At 75.2% G+C, this 20,803-nt stretch carries 21 protein-coding genes and 1 riboswitch; of the genes, 15 read left to right on the top strand and 6 right to left on the bottom strand.

Going from position 1 to position 20,803, the window contains the following annotated elements; translation table 11 throughout:
• Positions 1-35: 35 nt before the first annotated feature.
• From AB0F71_RS24300 to AB0F71_RS24290, 3 genes are all read right to left on the bottom strand, one after another.
• Positions 36-791 (bottom strand): hypothetical protein, encoded by a 756-nt coding sequence (locus tag AB0F71_RS24300; protein ID WP_360237959.1) that lies wholly within the window; start codon positions 789-791, stop codon positions 36-38.
• A 131-nt stretch (positions 792-922) separates the two neighbouring features.
• Positions 923-1,666, bottom strand: coding sequence for a sensor domain-containing protein (locus tag AB0F71_RS24295; RefSeq protein WP_360237957.1), 744 nt, complete (start codon positions 1,664-1,666; stop codon positions 923-925).
• A gap of 113 nt (positions 1,667-1,779) precedes the next feature.
• On the bottom strand, positions 1,780-2,367 hold the full coding sequence (locus AB0F71_RS24290; protein WP_360237955.1) for a GNAT family protein: 588 nt from the start codon (positions 2,365-2,367) through the stop codon (positions 1,780-1,782).
• 42 nt (positions 2,368-2,409) lie between these two features.
• Between AB0F71_RS24290 and AB0F71_RS24285 the strand changes: the two genes are divergently transcribed.
• Positions 2,410-3,321: a hypothetical protein gene (locus AB0F71_RS24285; RefSeq protein WP_360237953.1), complete on the top strand. Its 912-nt coding sequence runs from the start codon at positions 2,410-2,412 to the stop codon at positions 3,319-3,321.
• Positions 3,322-3,376: 55 nt separating this feature from the next.
• Here the strand turns inward: AB0F71_RS24285 and AB0F71_RS24280 are convergent, their stop codons facing one another.
• Positions 3,377-4,243 carry a M23 family metallopeptidase gene (locus AB0F71_RS24280; RefSeq protein ID WP_360237951.1) on the bottom strand — a complete coding sequence of 289 codons (867 nt, stop codon included), beginning with the start codon at positions 4,241-4,243 and terminating at the stop codon, positions 3,377-3,379.
• A gap of 12 nt (positions 4,244-4,255) precedes the next feature.
• Positions 4,256-4,414, bottom strand: a riboswitch (cyclic di-AMP (ydaO/yuaA leader).
• Positions 4,415-4,610: 196 nt separating this feature from the next.
• Between AB0F71_RS24280 and AB0F71_RS24275 the strand changes: the two genes are divergently transcribed.
• From AB0F71_RS24275 to AB0F71_RS24220, 12 genes are all read left to right on the top strand, one after another.
• Positions 4,611-4,901 carry a YiaA/YiaB family inner membrane protein gene (locus AB0F71_RS24275; protein WP_360237949.1) on the top strand — a complete coding sequence of 97 codons (291 nt, stop codon included), beginning with the start codon at positions 4,611-4,613 and terminating at the stop codon, positions 4,899-4,901.
• 102 nt (positions 4,902-5,003) lie between these two features.
• Positions 5,004-5,828 (top strand): alpha/beta hydrolase, encoded by an 825-nt coding sequence (locus AB0F71_RS24270; RefSeq protein ID WP_360237947.1) that lies wholly within the window; start codon positions 5,004-5,006, stop codon positions 5,826-5,828.
• A gap of 28 nt (positions 5,829-5,856) precedes the next feature.
• Positions 5,857-6,435: a WHG domain-containing protein gene (locus tag AB0F71_RS24265; protein ID WP_360237945.1), complete on the top strand. Its 579-nt coding sequence runs from the start codon at positions 5,857-5,859 to the stop codon at positions 6,433-6,435.
• Positions 6,436-8,350: 1,915 nt separating this feature from the next.
• Entirely contained in the window at positions 8,351-9,463 is a 1,113-nt protein-coding gene (locus tag AB0F71_RS24260; RefSeq protein ID WP_360237943.1) for a PP2C family protein-serine/threonine phosphatase, read from the top strand.
• A gap of 52 nt (positions 9,464-9,515) precedes the next feature.
• Entirely contained in the window at positions 9,516-11,861 is a 2,346-nt protein-coding gene (locus tag AB0F71_RS24255) for a SpoIIE family protein phosphatase (RefSeq protein ID WP_360237941.1), read from the top strand.
• Positions 11,862-12,169: 308 nt separating this feature from the next.
• Positions 12,170-13,396, top strand: coding sequence for a sensor histidine kinase (locus AB0F71_RS24250; RefSeq protein ID WP_360237993.1), 1,227 nt, complete (start codon positions 12,170-12,172; stop codon positions 13,394-13,396).
• A 59-nt stretch (positions 13,397-13,455) separates the two neighbouring features.
• Positions 13,456-13,869: a roadblock/LC7 domain-containing protein gene (locus tag AB0F71_RS24245; protein WP_360237939.1), complete on the top strand. Its 414-nt coding sequence runs from the start codon at positions 13,456-13,458 to the stop codon at positions 13,867-13,869.
• A complete protein-coding gene (locus AB0F71_RS24240; protein ID WP_360237937.1) occupies positions 13,866-14,231 on the top strand; it encodes a DUF742 domain-containing protein in 366 nt (121 codons plus the stop codon). Before AB0F71_RS24245 ends, AB0F71_RS24240 begins: the two co-directional genes overlap by 4 nt.
• Entirely contained in the window at positions 14,209-14,835 is a 627-nt protein-coding gene (locus AB0F71_RS24235) for an ATP/GTP-binding protein (RefSeq protein ID WP_360237935.1), read from the top strand. Before AB0F71_RS24240 ends, AB0F71_RS24235 begins: the two co-directional genes overlap by 23 nt.
• Positions 14,832-16,388: a cytochrome P450 gene (locus AB0F71_RS24230; RefSeq protein ID WP_360237933.1), complete on the top strand. Its 1,557-nt coding sequence runs from the start codon at positions 14,832-14,834 to the stop codon at positions 16,386-16,388. Before AB0F71_RS24235 ends, AB0F71_RS24230 begins: the two co-directional genes overlap by 4 nt.
• Positions 16,373-17,482 carry a cytochrome P450 gene (locus tag AB0F71_RS24225; protein WP_360237931.1) on the top strand — a complete coding sequence of 370 codons (1,110 nt, stop codon included), beginning with the start codon at positions 16,373-16,375 and terminating at the stop codon, positions 17,480-17,482. The genes AB0F71_RS24230 and AB0F71_RS24225 overlap by 16 nt, the downstream gene beginning before the upstream one ends.
• Positions 17,483-17,604: 122 nt before the next feature.
• Complete coding sequence (locus AB0F71_RS24220; RefSeq protein WP_360237929.1) at positions 17,605-17,862, top strand: hypothetical protein; 258 nt, start codon at positions 17,605-17,607, stop codon at positions 17,860-17,862.
• 155 nt (positions 17,863-18,017) lie between these two features.
• Here AB0F71_RS24220 and AB0F71_RS24215 read toward each other — a convergent pair whose 3' ends face one another.
• Positions 18,018-18,827, bottom strand: a complete 810-nt coding sequence (locus AB0F71_RS24215; protein ID WP_360237927.1) for an isocitrate lyase/phosphoenolpyruvate mutase family protein — start codon at positions 18,825-18,827, stop codon at positions 18,018-18,020.
• A gap of 11 nt (positions 18,828-18,838) precedes the next feature.
• Positions 18,839-19,288, bottom strand: a complete 450-nt coding sequence (locus AB0F71_RS24210) for a carboxymuconolactone decarboxylase family protein (RefSeq protein WP_360237991.1) — start codon at positions 19,286-19,288, stop codon at positions 18,839-18,841.
• Positions 19,289-19,516: 228 nt separating this feature from the next.
• On the opposite strand from AB0F71_RS24210, the gene AB0F71_RS24205 reads away from it, so the two are divergent.
• Together AB0F71_RS24205 and AB0F71_RS24200 are read left to right on the top strand one after the other, a co-directional pair.
• The gene (locus AB0F71_RS24205) at positions 19,517-20,296 is read left to right on the top strand and encodes an NRDE family protein (protein ID WP_360237925.1); all 780 of its coding nucleotides are present in this window, start codon (positions 19,517-19,519) and stop codon (positions 20,294-20,296) included.
• Between the two features lie 223 nt (positions 20,297-20,519).
• Positions 20,520-20,696: a hypothetical protein gene (locus tag AB0F71_RS24200; protein WP_360237923.1), complete on the top strand. Its 177-nt coding sequence runs from the start codon at positions 20,520-20,522 to the stop codon at positions 20,694-20,696.
• Positions 20,697-20,803: the final 107 nt, after the last annotated feature.

The following is a 20,803-nucleotide window of genomic DNA, read 5'->3' as shown; positions in this document are numbered from 1 at the left end:
TGGGCGAGTATAGGGGCAGACCCGCCCAGTGACCATTACAGAAGTTGTGCCGGTGCGGGCCCCCGTGGTCGCCCGCCGGCGGTTCGGAGCACCAGGATCCTGCGGGTGCGGCCGTCCTCGCGCGGCACCCGGCGGACCTCGCTGGCGATCCGGCGCTCGCCGAGCGCGTACCGCAGCCGGTCGAGGTGGCCGCAGCGGCGGCCCCGGCCGTCGTGCAGCGGCTGGACCCGCACCTCCCCGTCCGCGGCCGTCACCCGGACCAGCTCGGCCAGGGCGGCCAGCTGCCGCTCCGGGCCGAACAGTTCGGGGTAGGCGAAGATCAGGTAGCCGCTCAGGGTGAGCGCGAAGGCGCCGTCCGCGAAGGGCAGCCGGGGCAGCGCGGCGGCCAGGTAGCACTGCGGGTGGGCGGCCGTGTCGGCGGCGAACAGCCGACGGGCGCGGTCCCAGCTGCGCAGGTAGCGCTCCGGGCGGGCGGGGCCGCGCGGGCGGGGCGAGGGGTACAGCTGTGGGCGGGCGGCCATCGCGACGGCCATCGACGCCCGGGCGGCCAGGGCCCGGGCGGCCAGCTCGGGCGGCGGCACCGCGTACGCCGGGTCGACGGCGATCACCCGGCAGCCCAGCTCGCGCGCCTCGGCGGCCAGGCCGGACGCACCGCCCGGGCAGTCCAGCAGCGGGCCGGGCAGGGCGGCGAGCCGGGCGCGGGTCAGGCCGAACAGGGCGCAGTACTCGTCCAGCGGGCGGGAGGTGACCAGGACGTCCGGCGCGGGCACGGGGGTGGGGGCGGTCGCCACCCGGTCATCCGAACACGGGCCCGCCCCACCCGCATCCGGAGCGCGTCCGGAGCACGGGCGGGGCGGGGGCGGCGCAGGGGCGGGAGTACGTGGGAGGTGCGGGAGTACGTGGGAGGACGCGGGGCCGGGCCTCAGCGGCCGAGCAGCCCCCGGGCGGCGGCCCGGTTGACGTTGGTCAGGCCGCGGACCAGCCGCGCGGTGAGGAAGATCAGCAGCACCCCGATCGCCGAGAACGCGGCGATCTGCCAGGTGCCCTCCACGTAGTAGACGTGCCGGACGTGGTGGCTGTCGGTGAAGTCGAACAGCTGGTACCCGCGCCAGGGGGTGTAGCGCGGGAAGACCCAGTGGTAGAGCGGGTAGAGCGCCATCGCCCAGCCGAGCAGCAGGAACGTCAGCGTGAGGCAGAAGCTGAACACCGCCCAGGGGAACATCACCACCTGGTACAGCACGGCCTTCCAGCCCGCCCCGTCGGCCAGCCGCGCGGTGACCGAGCCCCAGCCGCCCGGGCGGACCTGGCGCACCGGCGCCGGGCCGGGCACGTCCAGGGCGAGCATCCCGCGCACCCGGGCCCGCTCGGCCCGGCCGAAGCCCCGGGCGGTGCTGGTCAGGGCGGCCAGCACCGGCAGGCCGAGGACGGTGACGAAGGTGCCGACGCCGAGGCAGAACAGGACGATCGCGAGGACGAAGCCGACGATCGCGACCGGCAGCCCGGTGAGCGCGTAGCCGACCTCGCGGTAGTAGTGCCCGGAGAACGGCGCCCGCCAGAAGCCGGGCGGCTCCTCGGTGCGGTGGGCCCGGGCCGGGCGGGCCCCGTCGTCGCCGTAACCGCCCGGGGCGTCCCATCCCTGACCCAGCGTGCTGCCGCTGCTGCTCATTTCCCGGTCCCCGGCCCCTCGTCGTCCTGGTCTTCCGTACGTGCTGACGTGGTCCAGTCTGGCCGGGGCGCGGCCCGGCAAACATCCGGCCGACCGGCGGATCGGCGGTGGGGTTAACCCCCCTGCGGTGGGCCGGCCGGGCCGGACCACTCGTCGGCGAGCAGTGCGTACCGGTACGAGTCGCGCCAGGCGCCGCCCTTGTACAGGTCGTGCCGGACGCGCCCCTCCAGCCGGAAGCCGAGCCGGGTGAGCACCTTGGCCGAGGCCTCGTTCTCCACGTCGACCCGGGCGGCCAGCCGGTGCAGGCCGAGCACCCCGAAGGAGAGCTCGCAGAGCAGTCCGGCGATCTCGCCCGCGTAGCCGCGGCCCCACACCGGGCGGCTCAGCACGTAACCGAGGTGGGCGGAGCGGTACTTGCCGAGGGTGAGGCTGGCGTGCGCGATCGGCAGCGCGTCCTCCGGGTCCTCGGCGTCCTCGCGCCGGACGACGGCGAGCCGGTAGACGCCCCGCTCCTCGGCCATCGCCTCCTCCAGGTAGAGCTCGAGCTGGTCCGCGCAGGTCTCGCGGTCGCGCGGCTCGAAGGGGAGGTAGCGGGTCACCTCCGGGTCGCCGTACAGCGCGTGCAGCGCGTCCACCTCCTCCGGGGTGTGGCGGTACTCGCGGAGGGCGAGCCTGGGGCCGGCGAGGCGTACGGGGACCATGGCTGCCGACCCTACCGGCGTCCGGCGGCTACCGTTCGGAACATGAACGACGAAGACCTGCGGCTCGCCCCGCGCACCAGGGCCGCCGACCTGCTCGCCTGGGCGGCCGGCCAGGACCGCGCGCCGGTGGCCGAAGCGCCGCTGCGCGCGGTGCTGGCGCTGCTGGAGCTCGGCGGGGGCAGGATGCACGACGGCTGGCCCGAACTCACCTCCGACGAGGTGGAGCACCTGCTGTACGAACGGCTCCACCTCTACGTCCAACCCGCGCCGGAGGAGGACCCGCTCGCGTACGGCGAGGCCGTACGGCTGCTGGTCGACCACCAGCGGGCGGCGAAGCGGCTCAACGCCAAGCGCCAGGAGCGGCTGCACGCCGAGGCCGAGTGGCAGGGCGAGGTCGCGGCGGGGCTGCTGCGCCGCGCCGACCTGGTGACCTGGCCCCGGCTGTACGCGGTGCTGCTGCACGCCCACGGGGTGGACGTGACGGACCCGGCGGCCGTCCGGGACTGGCTGGCCGGCTTCGCGGCGCTCGACGAGGAGCAGCGGCTGGCCGGGTACGAGGCGCTGACGCCGACCGGCTGGCTGGACGACCCGGACGAGCAGGGCTGGGGGCCGGGCCGGGTGCTGTCCGTCGGCATGGCCACCGACGGCGCGCGGCTGCTGCTGGAGCAGGGCCTGATGCGGCGCAGCTACCGCAACCTGGCCGAGCTGAACGCGCTGGGGCGCCCGATGCCGGACGAACTGGCCGGTGGCTTCGAGGAGTTCGAGGCGGCGGCGACCGAGGCGGCGCTCGACCTGCTCGGCGAGTGGACGGTGCCCGGGCTGCCGCGGCTGCTGGTGGAGGAGTTCCCGGAGCTCGCGCCGGAGCCGGGGGCGGCCGAGATCGACGCCTACCTGGCGCAGCTGCCCGCGGACGAGGAGGAGCAGCCGGAGGAGCCGGAGCTGGAGCAGGAGTGAGCTGACGTGGCAGGGCCCCGGGCGCGCCGCCCGGGGCCCTGCCGCGTCATCGGTCCTACGGGGTGAGGCCGCGCTGCTGGAGCCAGGTCTCCGGGTCGACCGGGGCGCCGCCGCCGGGGCGGACCTCCAGGTGCAGGTGCGGGCCGGTGACGTTGCCGGTCGCGCCGACCTTGCCGATCTGCTGGCCGGCGGTGACCTTGCCGGAGCCCTTGATGATCGAGGAGAGGTGGCAGTACCAGATCTCGGTGCCGTCGGGCAGGGTCTCGACGATCCGGTAGCCGTACGAGCCGGACCAGCCGGCCGAGGTGACGGTGCCCTGACCGACGGCGTAGACCGCGGTGCCGGTGTCGGCGGCGAAGTCCAGGCCGGTGTGCAGGTGGGCCCAGTAGCGGGCGCTCTGGCCGTAGTGGGCGGAGAGGTTGTAGTCCTTCACCGGCAGGGTGAGGGCGGCGGCCTTGGCCCGCTCGGCCTCCTCGGCGGCGCGCTTGGCCTCCGCCTCCTTGGCGGCGGCCTTGGCCTCGGCCTCCTGGGCGGCCTGGACCCGGGCGCCCTCCTCGGCGGCGGTGCGCTGGCTGTCGGCCTGCTGCTGGATCCGGGCGGCGAGCGCGAGGCCGGGGTCGGCGGCCAGGGCGACGGGCGTCTCGTCCGGGGCCTCGACGGCGGGTGCGGCGGCCGGGGTCGCGGAGGCGAAGCCGGTGGCACCCAGGGTGGCGGCGACGGCGGTGACGCCGAGCAGCGGGGAGGCCCCGCGGGTCTGACGCGGCATCCGGTGGCGGTTGGCCTCGGCCTCCGGGGCGAACGGCTCGGCCGGTCCGGCGGACCCGCCGTCGCGGGGCTCGGCGCCGTGCGGGCCGGGGTGGTCGAGGAGCTGGGTACCGGCTGCGGGGCCGGCCGGGTGTGCCGGAGTGTGCGTCGACGCCACGGAGGCGCGCTCCTTTCCTTCCTTCGCGCCTACCGGGTTAGCTGACGGGTTCGGAGCAGGAAGGTCTCCTACGGCCGGGCCGGAGCCCCGCCGATTCACCCCAAGGAACGTGGTTCCCCGGCTCCCTGACCTGCCCGGAGGCCGGTCGGCGGGATTAGGCGACGGCGCACGGTGCCGTCTGGGTACGGCGTTGACGACCGCGCTGCGTTATCAAACGTTAATCCTAGGACGCTCTGATTCCAAGCCATCCGCCCGGGGCCACTGTGGAACAGGTGATCGGACGTCAACGAACGACCCCTCAGCCACCGGGTCCATCTGAGTACTCCTACTCATGTGCGACCCGGCCGCCCCATCGCATCCTGGCGCCATGAGCGCACCGATGCAGTCACGGACAACGGCCGCGTACTTCGTCCAGGCCGTCCTCTCCTTCGCCCTCTCCGGCACCGCCCTCGCCGCCGGGATCGCCTACCTGCCGGTGGGCGGCTGGACCCGGGCCTTCCTCGCGATCGGCCTCCTCTACGCCGTCACCTCCTCGTTCACGCTGGCCAAGGTGATCCGGGACCGGCAGGAGTCCTTGGACACCGTCGCCCGGGTCGACCAGGCCCGGCTGGAGAAGCTGCTCAGCGAGCACGACCCCTTCCGGGTCGAGGGGGCGTGAACGGGAAGCGTCCTCGGCATCGGCCGAATGCTTGACGGCTAAGGCTATTAGCCTTAGCTTTATGGCTACAGGCAGAAACGAGCGAGCCGGCGGAGGCCCACCATGAACGGCACCAGCACCCCGAGCACCCAGTTCCTCGACGTCCCCGGCGGCCGCCTCGCGTACGACGACACCCGGCAGGGCGACGGCACCCCCGTCGTCCTCCTCCCCGGGATGCTCGACTCCCGCCACGCCTACCGGCACCTGCACCCGCTGCTCACCGCCGCCGGCCACCGGGTCGTCACCATGGACCTGCGCGGCTTCGGCGACTCCTCGATCGTCTGGGACGACTACGGGCCCGCCGCCATCGCCACCGACGTCCTCGCCCTGCTCGACCACCTCGGCATCGAACGGGCCGTCCTGGTCGGGCAGTCCTACACCGGGGCGACGGTCGTCAAGGTCGCCGGCGACGCACCCCAGCGGGTCGCCGGGATCGCCCTGATCGACGCCTTCGTCGAACACCGGGCCAACGCCCTCATGCGGGGCGTCATGGTCGTCATGGGCGCCGCCATGGTCCGGTGGCCCGGCGTCTGGGGCTTCTACCTGCGCAAGATGGCCTACCCCGGCCCCCGCCCCGCCGACCTCGACGGCTACGTCGACGGGCTCGTCGCCGCCCTGCGCACCCCCGGCCGGCGGACCGCCACCCGCGGCCACGTCACCGGCGACTCCGCACCCGTCGGCTGGTGCGCGGCCGTCCGCTGCCCGGCCCTCGTCCTCATGGGCAGCAAGGACCCCGACTTCCCGAAGCCCGAGGCCGTCGCCGACCTCCAGGCCGAGAAGCTCGGCGCCCGCAAGGTGATGATCGAAGGGTCCGGGCACTACCCGATGGCCGACAACCCGCAGGCCGTCGCCGACGCCCTGCTGCCCTTCCTCGCCGAACTCGCCTGAACCCCGCCCGTACGGAGAGAACGAAGCCATGCCCCGCGTAGGACTGACCCCCGACCAGGTCGTCGACCACGCCCTCGCCCTCATCGACGACCAGGGCGGTGAAGCCCTCACCCTCGCCTCCGTCGCCACCCGGGCCGGCGTCGCCACCCCCTCGCTGTACAAGCACGTCAGTGGCGGACTCGGCGAGTTGCGGCGCCTCATCGCGGTCCGGGTCACCGAGGAGCTCGCCGACCGGCTCGCGGACGCCGCCGTCGGCCGCAGCGGGGACGACGCCGTCACCGCCGTCCTCCGCGCCTACCAGGCCTACGCCACCGCACACCCCCACCGCTACGCCGCCCTCCCCCAGGCCCCCCAGCCCGACGACGACCTCACCCGCGCCGCCACCCGGCTCGTCGGCGTCATCGTCGCCGTCCTCCGCGGCTACGGCCTCGACGGCCCCGAAGCCATCCACGCCGCCCGCACCGTCCGCTCCCTCGCCCACGGCTTCGCCTCCCTCTCCATCGCCGGCGCCTTCCAACTCGCCGAGGACCCCACCACCACCCACGACCGCCTCATCACCACCCTCACCACCGCCCTCCACACCTGGCCCGGGACGGCCACCGCCTAGAACACGCCCCGCGGCTCAGGCCGGGCCGGCGACGCTCCCCCAGCCTTCGGCCGGGAGGTGCCCCCACCGCAGAGACCCCCGGCCGAAACCCGGGCAGCACCCCGTGAGAAAGGGGCCACCGGGCGCCCGGTGGGTGCGCCAGAAGTCGGCCCCATCGACTTCTGGCGCGAGGCAGGCCGAGAAGGGGCCTTCCGGCGCGGGCAACCGGGGCGCTGGAAAAGCGCGGCCCCACCAGGCGGGCGCCTCCGCGAGGGAAGTCGGCCCAGCCGACTTCCTGATACGCAGAAACGGCGGAGGGAGCACGGAGCTACGGGCCTCGGCGGGTGGCGGCGCCTACTGGGCTCGGGCGCGCGTCAGAAGTCGGGCGGACCGACTTCTGGTGACCGCAGGCCCAGAACGGGCCTGGCGGTGACGACCGGAACGCAGCAGCACGCAGACCAGGCAGAGGAGAACGGGCTGCGGGGCGGCAGGTGTCGGCGGGCGGGCAAGCCGGGAAGTGCCCAGGAAGTCGGCCCGGCCGACTTCTCGCGCAGCACCCCGTGGGAAAGAGGCCACCGGGCGACCGGCCGCGACTCTCTGGCCGCAGAGAAACGCGGCGGCGGCAGTGAGCGCGCCAGAAGTCGACCCCATGGACCTCTCGCGCGAGGCAGACCGAGAAGAAACCTTCCGGCAGAGGTAGCCGGGCCATTGAAAGAGTGCGGCCCCACCGATCGACGAGATCAGGCGGGCGGCCCCTCTGCGAGGAGGCCGACTCTCCCACGGGCGGGGGCTGCGCGCGAGAAGTCGGGCCGGCCGACTTCCTGTCACGCGGAAACGGCGGAGGGAGCACGGGGCTTCGGCGGAGGGCGGCGCCTACTCGGCGCGGGCGGCCGGGGCTCGGGCGCGCACCAAAAGTCGAGCGGGCCGACTTCTGGTGACCGCAGGACCAGAACAGGCCTGCCGGAGACGGCCGGAACGCAGCAGCACGCAGACCGGGCACAGGAGAACGGGCTGCGGGGCGGCAGGTGTCGGCGGGCGGGCAAGCCGGGAAGTGCCCAGGAAGTCGGGCCGGCCAACTTCCTGTTACGCGGAAACGGCGGGGGAAGCACGGGGCTCCGGCAGATGGCGGCGCCTACTCGGCGCGGGCGGCCGGGGCTCGGGCGCGCACCAGAAGTCGGGCGGGCCGACTTCTGGCGTCAGCGGGCCACCTGCCCCGAACCGTCGGGGCGAGGACACGCAGCAAGGAAACGCAGCAGCATCGGCGAACGGGGCTCGGGCGCGCACCAGAAGTCGAGCGGGCCGACTTCTGGTACTGCAGGCCCAGAACAGGCCTGGCGGAGACGGCCGGAACGCAGCAGCACGCAGACCGGGCACAGGAGAACAGGCTGCGGGGCGGCGGGGCGTGGGCGGACAAGCCGGGAAGTGCCCAGGAAGTCGGGCCGGCCGACTTCCTGTTACGCGAAACGGCGGAGGGAGAACGGAGCTACGGGCTTCGGCAGATGGCAAGCGCCTACTGGGCGCGGGCGGCCGGGGCTCGGGCGCGCGTCAGAAGTCGGGCGGGGTGACTTCTGGTGACCGCAGGTCCGGAACGGGCTTGGCGGAGACGGGCGGGGCGCAGCAGCAAGGAGACCGGGCAGGGAAGGAAAACGGGCTGCGGGGCGGCAGGCGGGGGGCTGCGCGCGGGAAGTCGGGCTGGCCGGCTTGCTGTTGCGCGGGAGCGGTGGGGGAGCACGGGGCTTCGGCAGGCGGGCGGGGCTCGGGCGCGCACCAGAAGTCGGGCGGGGGACACGGGGCTTCGGCGGACGGCCGGGGCGCAGCAGCAGGCGGACCGGGCGGGGGAGAAGGGGCTGCGGGGCGGGAGGTGGGAGGGGTTAGTGTGGCCGGGCTGACTGGTGGTCATGACAGGGGACCGCCCACGCCTTCGCGGAGGTCCCGGGTGCCCGCACTGATAGCGAGGGTGCGGCGGTGGTACGGCCGGTTGCTGGACGGGGACGTCCGGGCCGGGCGGGTGGCGCTGGGGGTGCTGCTCGGGGTGACGGCGGTGCTGGGGGTGTTGCCGGTCCTGTTGCCGTACGGGTGGCCGCCGTCGGCGCTGGTGCTGCCGGTGGTGGGTGGCGGGTTGGTGCTGCGGCGCGGGCAGTTGCGGGTGCTGGTGTGCGCGGCGCTGGCGGGCGGTCTGCTGGGGGCGGTGGTGCAGGACCCGCACGGGGTGCGGCTGGGGGTGACGGTGGTGGTGGCGGCGACGGGGGCGACGGTGCTGACCGCGAACCGCTTCCGGGACCGGCTGGGGCTGCGCGGCACCCAGGGCGATTCGATGCTGCTGGAGCTGGCGGAGCACAACCGGGCCCTGGCCCGGCTGCCGGAGCGGCTGCTGGACTGGCACTTCGACAGTGCGCTGGCCCCGGCGGGCGGCGCGTCGTTCTCCGGGGACTTCCTGCTGTGCGCCCACCGGCCGGAGGAGGACCTGCTGGAACTGGTGCTGGTGGACGTGTCGGGCAAGGGCACCCGGGCGGCGGCCCGGTCGACGCACCTGTCGGGGGCGTTCGCGATGCTGCTGGGCCGGGTGCCGCCGGAGGCGTTCCTGCCGGCGGCCAACGACCACCTGGTGCGGATGGGCTGGGAGGACGACTTCGCCACGGCCGTGCACCTGGCGCTGCACCCGGCGACGGGCCGCTACCGCCTGTTCAACGCGGGCCATCCGCCGCCGGTGCGGTTCTGCCGCCGGTCGGGCTGGGTGCCGTCGGAGCACGGCGGTCCGGCGCTGGGGCTGGTGCCGGGGGCGCCGTACCCGGGGGTGCCGGGACGGCTGGCGCACGGGGATTCGCTGCTGCTGTTCAGCGACGGCCTGGTGGAGGTGCCGGGCCGGGACCTGGACGAGGGGGTGGGCCGGCTGCTGGCGGCGGCCGAGCCGGAGGTGCGCACCCACCGGACCCAGCAGCAGCTGGTGCGGGGTGCGGCGGGGCGGCTGGTGCGCACGGTGGCGCAGGACGTGGCGGACGACCGGACGCTGGTGCTGGTGCGACGGCTGGGCACGGCCGCGACCGGATGAGGCTCCGGGCCGGACTCCGGCCGCGGCTATGGAAATGGGGTATGAAGATTTAGTGCCCATCCCCGAGGACGAGAGCCGGACGCCGGCCGGCAGCCCGGCCGCCCGCGGCCCGGCCACCCGCAGCCCGATGCGCTGCGTGCGCCTGCTGCTCGGCTGCACCAGCGCCGCCGAGCTGCTCGGCACCGTCCTCGCCGAGGGCCCGAACTGGATCACCGGCGAAGGCTCCGCGCTGTACCTGCTGGACCCCGCCGGGATGCTCCGGCTGACCGCCTCGCACGGGCTGCCGGACTGGGCGCACGAGCGCTACGGCCTGGTCGACCCGGCCGGCGAGCTGCCCGCCGCGATGGCGCTGCGGCTGCGCCGCCCGTACCTGCTCGGCCCGGAGCACACCAGCGTCGAGTACCCGAAGCGGAACGCCGGGCTGGGCACCGGGCTGGTCGCCGTGGTCAGCCTGCCGCTGGTGGTGGACGAGCGGCCGATCGGCGTGCTGGCCCTCGCCCTGGCGCACCGGGGCACCGTCCCGGGGCGCGATCTGGACGTGCTGGAGACGATCGCCGGGGCCTGCGCCCACCGGCTGCACCACCTGCTGGACCACACCCTCGACCACACCGCAGGCCACACCGGCGACCGCACCGGAAACCACTCCGGCGACCGCACCGCGCAGCGGCTCGCGCCCACCCCGGACGCCGCCCCGACCCGCCCGCTGCTGTCGCTCGCGGTGCGGGCCGCCGGGCACGGCGCCTTCGAGCGCGACCTGGTCACCGGGGAGAGCTACTGGGACGCGGCCGCCTTCGCGGTGGCCGGCCGACCCGTCGAGCCGGACGGGACCGCCCCGGAGCTGGAGCGGATCGTCCACCCCGAGGACCTGCCGGACGTGCAGGCGGCCCTGGCGGAGGCGCTGGCGAGCGGCGGCCGCTACCGGATCGGCTACCGGCTGCTGCGCCGTGGCGGGAAGGTCGCGCGGGTCGAGGAGTCCGGCGAGGTGATGCTGGACGTGCACGGCCGTCCGGTGCGGATGGCCGGGCTGCTCGCCGACGTGGAGCACCGCCGGGCCCGGGACGCCGAGCCGCCGCACGACCCGGCCGGGGCCAGGACGGCGCTGCTGCTGTCGCTGACCCGGGCGCTGTCCCGGGCGGTGACCGTCCGGGACGTCACCGCCGCCGTCACCGACGTGGCCCGTCCGGCCCTCGGCGCCGCCGGCATCGTGCTGGACCTGGTGGACGAGGGCCGGCTGCTGCCGGTCTCGCACACCGGGTACGGCGGACCACGCCGGGCCGAGCTGACCCGGCTGGCGGACCTCTCCGAGCAGGTCCGCTCCGAGCAGGTCAGCTCCGACCAGGTCCGCCCCGGCCAGGTCCGCTCAGAGCACGCGATCTCCGAGCAGACCGTCTCCGAGCAGGTGAGCCAGCCCTCGCCGCCGGCCCGCTCGGCCCCGCTCTTCAGCGAACCCGGCGCCGGGCCGGTGGGGGCCGACGCCCCGGCCGCCTGGGCGGTGCTGCCGCTGGTCGCCTCCGGCCGGCAGGTCGGCTCCTGCCTGATCACCTTCGCCACCGAGCGCGTGTTCAGCCGCGCGGACCGCACCCTGTACTCGACCTTCGCCGGCATCCTCGCGCAGTCCCTGGAGCGGGCCCGGCTGTACGACACCCACCACCACCGGGCCGGCGAGCTGCAGCGCGCGATGCTCCCGCGCACCCTGCCCCGGCTGCCGGGGATCGCCAGCGCCGCCCGCTACCTGCCCAGCACCGAGGGCATGCAGATCGGCGGCGACTGGTACGACCTGCTGAAACTGCCGGACGGCCGGATCGGGCTGGTGATCGGCGACGTGCAGGGCCACAACGCCGAGGCGACCGCCGTGATGGGCCAGCTGCGCAGCGGCCTGCGGGCGTACGCCACGGACGGGCACGACCCGGCGGCGACCCTGGCCCGGACCAGCCGGCTGCTGTCCGAGCTGGACACCGAGCTGTTCGCGACCTGCCTCTACCTGACCCTGGACCCGGCCGACGGCGGCCTGACCGCGGCCCGGGCCGGGCACCCGGCGCCGGTGCGGATCGCCGCCGACGGCACGGCCGTCGAGCTGGAGCTGCCGGGCGGCCCGCCGCTGGGCGTGGACCCGGGGCAGCCGTACCCGCTGGCCACCGCCCGGCTGGCGGGCGGCGAGACCCTGCTGGCCTACACGGACGGGCTGGTCGAGGACCGCGAGGAGGACTACGACGAGTCGGTGCACCGGATGATCGGCGGGCTGGAGCTGTGGGCCCGGCGGACCGGCCCGGAGCGGATCGGCGCGGCCCCCGCGCTGGAGCAGCTGGCCGACCTGCTCACCCTGAACGTGACCGAGCGCCGCTCCCGGCCGGACGACGTGGCGCTGCTGCTCCTGCACCGGATGCCGCCCGACGCCTGACCGCGCGCTCCTGCACCGGATGCCGCCCGACGCCCGACCGCGCGCTCCTGCACCGGATGCCGCCGGTTCGGCGACACCGTGCACACCGGCCCCACACATCCCGGGACCCGAACCGGCCACCACGCGTCACGTCGAGGGAGGTCAAAAGACCCTGGACGAACGATCGGACGGCTTGTCAGGGCCCCGCGGTCGGGGTCGAACGACGCCGGAACGGCGGCGTATTGACTCGATATTGACGAGATCCGGTCACATGGCGAGATCCGTTCACACCTTCGTAGGATCATCGCCCTAGAATTCGCGGCGTGACGATGACTCAGTGGTGCGCAACGGCTACCGGCGTGCTCGCCGTCCTCGCCCTCGTGGCCGCCGCGCGGTACCGCGCCGTGTCCGTCACCCAGCGCGGCCGGGCCGACCGGCTGGCGGGCGAACTCGCCCGGCTCGAGGAGCAGCTGACCGCCGAACTCTCCCGCCGGGGCGCCGACCTGGCCGCCGTCCAGCAGGAGCAGGAACTCACCGCCTCCAGCCAGCGGGCCTTCCTCAGCGTCGCCCGCCGGATCCTCGTCATGGCCCACGACCAGCAGGCCCTGCTCGACGAGATGGAGCGCACCCACGACGACCCGGCGCTGCTGGAGGGCCTGCTCAAGGCCGACCACGCCGCCGCCCAACAGGCCCGGCTGGCCCAGACCCTGGCCGTGCTGTGCGGCGCCCGGGCCGGGCGGCACTGGCCGGAGCCGGTGTCGCTGGAGGACGTGGTGCGCGGCGCCCAGTCGCGGATCCTGCCGTTCCAGCGGGTGGTCGTCCGCAGCCGGATCGAGACCGCGGTGGTCGGCGCCGCCGCCGAGGCGCTGATCCACGCCATCGCCGAACTGCTGGACAACGCGACCCGCTACTCCCCGCCCAGCACCCAGGTGTTCGTCACCCTGATGCCGGTGCACAACGGCGCGGTCATCGAGATCGACGACGGCGGCGTCGGCATGCCGGAACAGGCCGTCGCCAAGGCCGCCGCCGCCCTCGCCGGGGGCAGCAGCCTGGAGGTCTCCCGGCTCGGCGAGGTACCGCAGCTGGGGCTGGCCGCCGTCGGCCGGCTCGCCGAGAGCTACGGGTTCCGGGTCACCCTCAGCTCGGCGCCCTCCCCGTACGGCGGCGTGCGGGTGGTCGTGCTGCTGCCGAACGCCCTGCTCACCGAGCCGCTGCCGCCCACCGTGCCCGGACTCGGGCCGGACGACCGGGCGTTCTCCCCCGACCCCCGGCCGGCCGTCGGCCCCGACCACCCCGGCGCCGCCCACCCGCTGGTGGAGACCCCGCCCGCCGGCCGGGCCCCGGCGCCCGACTCCCCTCCGCCGCTGCCCCGCCGGAGCCACCGGCGCGACCGCGCGAACCGACCCGCCCAGCACGCCGCTCCCCCGCCCCCGCCCGAGCCGCCGTACCGCTCGGCCCGGGACGCCCAGGCGTTCATGGCGATGTTCCAGGCCGGGACGGCCAGCGGCCGGTCGGCGGCCCGCACCCGGGCCCAGGGCCCGCCCGGCCCGCGCTGAACCCGCCCCGCCCCGCTCCCCCGACCTCCCCCGACTTCCCCATCGCCCCGGAGAGTTCCATGACCACCACCCCCGATCTCGGCTGGCTGCTCGCCGACATCATCGCCGTCCCCCAGGTCCAGCACGCCGTCGTCGTCTCCAACGACGGCCTGGAGATCGGCCGCAGCGCCGACATCGCCCGGGAGGACGCCGAACGGCTCGCCGCCGCCTGCTCCGGGCTCCAGTCGCTGGCCCGCGGCGTCGCGGCGGGCTTCGGCGGCCCCGGCAGCGCCACCCGCCAGATCATCATCGAGTACGGCGGCGGCTACCTGTTCATCGTCGCCGCCGGGGCCGGCGCCCACCTGGCCGTGGTCACCAGCGAGGCGGTCGACGCCGGGCTGGTCGCGTACCAGATGCAGGTCCTGGTCGAACGGATCGGCGCCCACCTCACCAGCCCGCCGCGCGTCGATCACGCGGCGGGGGGCCACCGGTGAACGGGCCGGTCCGGCCCTACGTCATCACCGGTGGGCGCAGCCGCCCCACCCGCGCCGACCTGGCGATCGAGAGCCTGGTCAGCGCCCTGCCCGGACCGTTAGGGCCGGCCGATCCCCCGGAACTGCCCGAGCACGCCCTGCTCAACCGGGAGCACCGGCGCATCCTCGGGCTCTGCCACAGCCTGCTGTCCGTCGCCGAGGTGGCGGCCCACCTGGGGCTGCCGCTCGGCGTCGTCAAGGTGCTGGTCGGCGACCTCTGGGACCTCGGCGCCGTGCAGGTGCTCCCGCCCGTCCCGCAGGCCGAACGCCTGCCCACAACCCTCCTGGAAGAGGTGCTCGTTGGCCTCCGCCAACTCCGCTGAAGCCCCCACCGACGCGCCGGCCGGACCGCAGTACCTGCCGTCCACGGTGCAGGGCGCGGTGAAGATCCTGGTCACCGGCCCGTTCGGGGTCGGCAAGACCACCCTGGTCGGCTCGCTCAGCGAGATCACCCCGCTGCGCACCGAGGAGACCATGACCGCCGCCAGCAGCGGCGTGGACGACCTCACCGGGCGCAGCGGCAAGACCACCACCACGGTCGCGCTGGACTTCGGCCGGATCACGCTCAACTCCCGGCTCGCGCTGTACCTGTTCGGTACGCCGGGGCAGCAGCGCTTCTGGCCGCTGTGGGACGACCTGTCGCGCGGCGCGCTCGGCGCCATCGCGATGGTCGACCTGCGCCGGCCGGACGAGGCCTTCGACGTGCTCGGCCGGCTGGAGGAGCAGCGCATCCCCTTCGCGGTGGCCGTCAACACCTTCCCGGACACGCCGAGTTACCCGGAGGAGGAGCTGCGCTCCGCGCTGGACGTGCTGCCCGAGGTGCCGATCCTGTACTGCGACGCCCGGGACCGGCGGCAGTCCTACGACCTGCTGATCGACTTCGTCGACCACCTGCACCGCAGCTCGCTGCTGGAGCTCCAGCCGTGACCGCCCCCGAGCCCCCGCGGTCCTCGGGCTGCCCGGTCGCGCACGGCGCCGGCGGGCCGCAGGGCACCGGCGGCCCGTACGGCGCCGGCGGCCCGTACGGCGTCGCCGGCGGGTACGGGACCGGAGCCCCGTACGGTGCCCCGCCCGGTGCCGGGCTGCCGGTCGGCGTCCCGCTCACCCCGCTGCACGGGCAGGCCGTCGCCGACGACCCGCACGGCCTGTACGCCCGGCTGCGCGAGCGCCACGGCCCGGTCGCGCCGATCGAGCTGGAGCCCGGGGTGGAGGCCTGGCTCGTCCTCGGCTACGCCGAACTGCTCGAACTCACCCGCAACGAGGCGCTGTTCTCCAAGGACTCGCGGCAGTGGCGGGTGCCCGCCGAGGGCCGGCTGGCCGCCGACTCCCGGCTGCAGCCGATGACCGCCTGGCGGCCCACCCTGCTCAACCTGGACGGCGCCGAGCACCAGCGGCTGCGCGCCGCCGTCTCGGACACCCTGGCCCAGATCGACCACCGGCAGCTGCGGGAGACCACCGAGGCCGCCGCCGACGGGCTGATCGACAGCTGGGGCCCGGACGGCACCGCCGACCTGATCGGCCAGTACGCCCGCGCCCTGCCGCTGCTGGTCTCCACCCAGCTGGTCGGCCTGCCCCCCGGCAGCGGGCCCCGGATGATCGAGCTGATCAGCCACTTCGTCGACAGCGGGCCCGAATCGGTGCGCGCCGCCGGGGAGTTCCAGAACACCCTGACCGAACTGGTCCGGCAGCGCCGTACCGCCCCCAGCGCAGACCTCACCTCCTGGCTGCTCGCCCACCCGGCCGCGCTGACCGACGAGGAGGCGGTGCACCACCTGGTGGTGCTGATGGTCGCGGGCAACGAGACCTGCATCAACTGGATCGGCAACACGCTGCGGCTGCTGCTCACCGACCGCCGTTTCCGGGCCACGCTGACCGGCGGGCGGCTGACCGTCTCCGACGCGCTGGAGGAGGTGCTCTGGCGCGACCCGCCGACCCAGAACTTCCCCGGCCGCTGGGCCACCGGCGACACCGTCCTCGGCGGCCAGTACATCAGCAAGGGCGACATGCTGGTGCTCGGCCTGGCCGCGGCCAACGCCGACCCGGCCGCCCAGGGCGCCTCCTCCGCCGCCCAGGGCTCGCTCGGCGGCAACCGGGCCCACCTCGCCTGGGGTGCGGGCCGGCACGTCTGCCCGGCCCAGCACCCGGCCCGGATCATCGTCGAGACCGCGATCGAGACCCTGCTGCACCGCCTTCCGGACCTCCAACTGGCCGTACCGCCTGGCGAGTTGTCCTGGCGTCCGTCCCCGTGGTCGCGGGCCCTGGTCGCCCTTCCGGTGCTCTACAGCGCCTTCACCCCGCCCCGCCCGCCAGCCCCCGAGAGGCCCGCATGGACACCGCCGACGACCCCCGCGGCCCCCGCCCCGAGCCCGTCCGGCTCGACCCCTACGGACGCGACCAGCACGGCGAGAACGCCCGGCTCCGGGCAGCCGGCCCGGCCGTCCTGGTGGAGCTCCCTGGCGGGGTGGTGGTCTGGGCGGTAACCCACCACGACACCCTCCAGGCGCTGCTCGCCGACCCCCGGGTCGGCAAGAACCCCCGGCTGTGGACCCTCTTCCGGGAGGGCCGGCTGCCCTACGGCTGGCCGCTGCTCAACTTCGTCGCGGTGCCCGGCATGATCACCGCCGACGGCGAGGACCACAAGCGGCTGCGCGGACTGGTCAGCCAGGCCTTCACCCCGCGCCGAATAGCCGCCTTGGCCCCCGCGATCGAGGCCCGGACCGTCGCGCTGCTCGACCGGGTCGCCGAGCTGGAGGGCGAGTTCGACCTGCGCGAGCACTTCGCCTACCCGCTGCCGATGCAGGTGATCGGCGAACTCCTCGGTCTCGCGGCGGAGCAGCAGGACGAACTGCACCACCTCTCCGACACCCTGGTCTCCAGCTCGGCCACCCCCGAGGCGGCGCTCGCCGCCCAGCGGGACCTCAACGCGCTGCTGGCCTCGGTGGTCGCCGCCAAGCGGGCCCGGCCCGGGGACGACCTCACCACCGACCTGATCGCCGTCCGCGAGGCCGGGGACGGGCTCAGCGAGGCCGAACTCGTCGGCACCCTGCTGCTGATGCTGGTGGCCGGGCACGAGACCACGCTCAACCTGATCACCAACGCGGTCCGGGCCCTGCTCGCCCACCCCGACCAGCTGCGACTGGTGCTGGACGGCGCGCAGCCGTGGTCCGCGGTGGTGGAGGAGACGCTGCGGTACGACTCGCCGGTCGGCCAGTTCCCGCTGCGCTACGCGAGCGAGGACATCGAGGTCGGCGACGTGGTGATCCGCCGCGGCGAGGCCCTGCTCGCCTCGTACGCCGCGGCCGGGCGCGACGCCGGGCACTACCCGGACGCCGACCGCTTCGACCTCACCCGGCAGCCCGCCCGGCACCTCTCGCTCGGGCACGGCCCGCACTTCTGCCTCGGCTCGGGGCTGGCCCGGCTGGAGGCGGAGACGGCGCTGCGGCACCTGTTCGCGCGGTTCCCGGCGCTGGCCCTGGCGGAGGGCGAACGGCCGGAGCCGATCGGCTCGTTCGTGAGCAACAGCGTGCGGACGCTGCGGGTGACGGCCGGAGGGGCGGGAGCGGCAGCAGGGTGACGGCCCGAGGGGCGGAAGTGTGACCGGCAGGACGGGTGCGCGATCCGGGGGCGGATCCGGCGGCGGGGGTGACGGTGGCCGCCAGCCGGTTACCTGAGGGCGGCCCGGTCGTTCGGCAGGGCATGAAGAAACTCGCCACCCTCGCCGCCCTCACCATGGCGGGCCTCGCCCTCGCCGCCCCGGCGGCCTCCGCCACCAGCCAGGTCGCCAGCTCGCCGGACGCCACCGGCGGCCTCACCGACGGTCTCAACCTCTCCCCCGCCGACCTCGCCCTGCAGACCGCGGGCAAGCTCCCGGTGGTCGGGCACACGGCCGACGAGGTGGAGGCCATCGGCACCAACCAGATGTCCCACCCGGGGATCAGCGGGCAGATCGGCTGACCCGTCCGTCGCCCCTGACCCGTCCGGCGCCCCGGGCGGCCCGCCGCTCCGGGGCCGCCCGGGCGCACGGTGGAGCGGGCGGCCGACCGACCCCCGTGCGGTCCGCCGCCCGCTCCCGCCTGTCGCCTGCTCCCGTCCGACGCCCGGGCCGGGGCTCAGCCCGTGAACAGGCCGTTGAGCTCCGGGTAGGTCAGCCCGCCGTCCAGGGAGGCGTACGTGCCACTCGCGTACACCTCTTCGGCCGCCCGGCGCACCGCCGCGTAGGCCACCTTGGCCAGGCCCGGGCCCAGGCTGATCCGGGCCACGCCCAGCTTGGCCAGCTCGGCGACCGTGGGTGCGCCCGGCGCCGCCAGCACGTTCAGCGGGGCCGGGACGGCCGCGACCAGGGCGGCGACGGTCTCCGGGTCGGTGACGCCGGGGACGAACACGCCGTCCGCGCCCGCCTCGACGTACGCCCGCAGCCGGCGGACCGCCTCGTCCAGCCGGCCCTCCGGCTCGCCCAGGCCGTGCAGGAAGACGTCGGTCCGGGCGTTCAGGAACAGCGGGACGCCGGCCGCGTCGGCCGCCGCCCGGGCCGCCGCGACCCGTTCCGCGGCCTGCTCCGGGGTGTGGTCCGCGTCCTCCAGGTTCACCCCGACCGCGCCGGTGGCGAGCAGCGCGGTGACGGTCGCGCCGACCCCGGCCGCGGTGTCCGCGTAGCCGCTCTCCAGGTCCGCGGTGACCGGCAGGTCGACCGAGCGGACCACCTCGGCGGTACGCGCCAGCACCTGCTCGCGGTCGGCGCCGCCGCCGTCCGGGCTGCCGAGCGACCAGGACACGCTGGCGCTGGCCGTCGCCAAGGCCCGCGCCCCGGCGCCGGCCACCAGCCGGGCGCTCGCCGCGTCCCACACGTTGGCCAGCACCAGCGGCTCGCCCGGGCGGTGCAGCTCCCGGAGCAGCCGGGCCTTCTCCTGCTGGGTGGTCATGGCGGCCCCGCTCACTTCGCGGCCGGGCTCATGCGGGTGGACACGCCGATCCGGTTCCAGGCGTTGATGGTGGCGATCAGCGCGATCAGCTGGGCCAGTTCGGCCTGCTCGAAGTGCGCGGCGGCCTCGGCGTACACGGCGTCCGGCACGTGCCCCTGGGTGAGCAGGGTGACCGACTCGGTGAGGGCGAGGGCGGCGCGCTCACGGGCGGTGAACCAGGGGGTCTCGCGCCAGGCGGGGAGGGAGACCAGGCGGTGGTCCTGCTCGCCGTTCTTGCGGGCGTCGGTGGCGTGCATGTCGATGCAGAAGGCGCAGCCGTTGATCATCGAGGCGTGCACCTTGACCAGCTCGGCGAGGACCGGGTCCAGGCCCTGCCGGGAGGCCCGGTCCACGGCGATCATGGCCTGGTAGAACTCGGGGGCGAGCCGCCCCAGCTGCAGGCGCAGCTCGGGGGCGGGCACAGGGTCGGCGGCGGTCCGGTGCGTCTCGGTCTGGTGCGTCTCGTTCGTCGTCACGGTCGCCAGCCTAGGGGCCGACTGGCCCGGGCCACTGGTGCATTTGCCGCCCGGATCCTTGGGCCACTTCCGGCACGCGAACGGGCGTGCGAGGATCGCTGGTGGATCTTCGCATCTTCGGAGCGGATCGGACCAGCGGATCGGACCGGCGGATCGGACCAGGGGGACGGGACCGTGTGCACGGCGTTCATCAGCATCGAGCCGGAGGCAGCGGTACAGGTGCTGCTGCTCTCCGTCCGGGACGAGTACCTCGGCCGTGCCTGGCTGCCGCCGGACCACCACTGGCCGCAGCGGCCCGAACTGCTCGGCGGACTGGACCTCGCGGCCGGCGGCACCTGGCTGGCCGTCGACCCGACCCGGCGCACCGCCGCCTGCCTGCTGAACGGCTTCGGCCCGCTCGCCCCCGCCGACAGCCGGCTCAGCCGCGGCGAACTCCCGCTCACCGCGGTCCGCGAGGGCGGGATCGGCCACCTCGACCTCACCCCGTACGACCCCTTCCACCTCGTCCAGGTCCGCCCCGACGGCGCCCGGGTCACCAGTTGGGGCGGCGGCCGGCTCGCCGAGCACGAACTGCCCACCGGGCTCAGCGTGGTGCTCAACGACGGGCTGGAGGGGATGGCCGCCAACCGCACCGCCTCCGAGCGGATCCGCTCGCTGATGGCCGCCCGCGCCGACCACTTCCGGGCTCGGTTCCGCGCCGAACGCCGGCCGAACCCCACCGCCGACGGCCCGACCGAACGGGCCTGGGGCGGCTGGCTGCCGGTCATCACCGGCGACGGGCTGGCGCCGGACGAGGACGCCGCACTGATCCAGCGCCGGGACTTCGGCGACGGGCGGATCTGGGGCTCCTCCTCGATCTCCCTGCTGGCGCTCGGGCCGGACCTGCTGCGCTACGACTTCGCGACCGCCCCGGTGCCCGCCGACGGGTCGGGGTGGCGGCGGGTGGAGGTCTGACGGGACGGACGTGCGTCCTGGTCGGACGTACGTCTTGATCGACCGTCCGATCGTCCGACGCCTGGCCGATACGGACGTCCGTGTCAGACCGACGTCCGTGTCAGACCGATGTCCGAGTCGGACGATCGTCCGCGCCAAGTCCCGGAAAAGAACTTGAAGCTGACGCTGCGGGAGGCTGCATCGTAGGGCTCCGTCGACCCCTCGCCCCAGAAGGAGGCGCCCGATGGGCCGCCCGCCCCGCCTGTCCGCCCTGCTGGCCGTCGCCCTGCCGCTGCTGGGCGTCCCGCTCGCCGCGACCGCCGGTCTGCTGCTCGGCGCCGCCGTGCACCGGAGCGTGCCGTTCGGCAGTCTGCTGGGCACCGTGGTCGGCGCGCTGTTCGGGTGGGACGGGCCCCGGTGACGCCCGGACATACGCTCGATGAACTTCTGGGAGCGGGCCTGCCAGGCGTCTACATGCCCGTAGTAGCTTCGCGGTGGCCACCGGGATCGGGCGGCCGCAGACCCCGA

The organism is Kitasatospora sp. NPDC028055 (assembly GCF_040637885.1).
In the GTDB taxonomy this organism is placed as follows: domain Bacteria; phylum Actinomycetota; class Actinomycetes; order Streptomycetales; family Streptomycetaceae; genus Kitasatospora.
This window is presented reverse-complemented; position numbering and strand designations above follow the sequence as displayed.

Excerpts from the sequence above, each read along its gene's own strand:
- AB0F71_RS24295 (WP_360237957.1), bottom strand. The coding sequence starts at position 1,666 with ATGAGCAGCAGCGGCAGCACGCTGGGTCAGGGATGGGACGCCCCGGGC.
- AB0F71_RS24290 (WP_360237955.1), bottom strand. The coding sequence starts at position 2,367 with ATGGTCCCCGTACGCCTCGCCGGCCCCAGGCTCGCCCTCCGCGAGTAC.
- AB0F71_RS24285 (WP_360237953.1), top strand. The coding sequence starts at position 2,410 with ATGAACGACGAAGACCTGCGGCTCGCCCCGCGCACCAGGGCCGCCGAC.
- AB0F71_RS24275 (WP_360237949.1), top strand. The coding sequence starts at position 4,611 with ATGAGCGCACCGATGCAGTCACGGACAACGGCCGCGTACTTCGTCCAG.
- AB0F71_RS24270 (WP_360237947.1), top strand. The coding sequence starts at position 5,004 with ATGAACGGCACCAGCACCCCGAGCACCCAGTTCCTCGACGTCCCCGGC.
- AB0F71_RS24265 (WP_360237945.1), top strand. The coding sequence starts at position 5,857 with ATGCCCCGCGTAGGACTGACCCCCGACCAGGTCGTCGACCACGCCCTC.
- AB0F71_RS24250 (WP_360237993.1), top strand. The coding sequence starts at position 12,170 with ATGACTCAGTGGTGCGCAACGGCTACCGGCGTGCTCGCCGTCCTCGCC.
- AB0F71_RS24245 (WP_360237939.1), top strand. The coding sequence starts at position 13,456 with ATGACCACCACCCCCGATCTCGGCTGGCTGCTCGCCGACATCATCGCC.
- AB0F71_RS24220 (WP_360237929.1), top strand. The coding sequence starts at position 17,605 with ATGAAGAAACTCGCCACCCTCGCCGCCCTCACCATGGCGGGCCTCGCC.
- AB0F71_RS24215 (WP_360237927.1), bottom strand. The coding sequence starts at position 18,827 with ATGACCACCCAGCAGGAGAAGGCCCGGCTGCTCCGGGAGCTGCACCGC.
- AB0F71_RS24200 (WP_360237923.1), top strand. The coding sequence starts at position 20,520 with ATGGGCCGCCCGCCCCGCCTGTCCGCCCTGCTGGCCGTCGCCCTGCCG.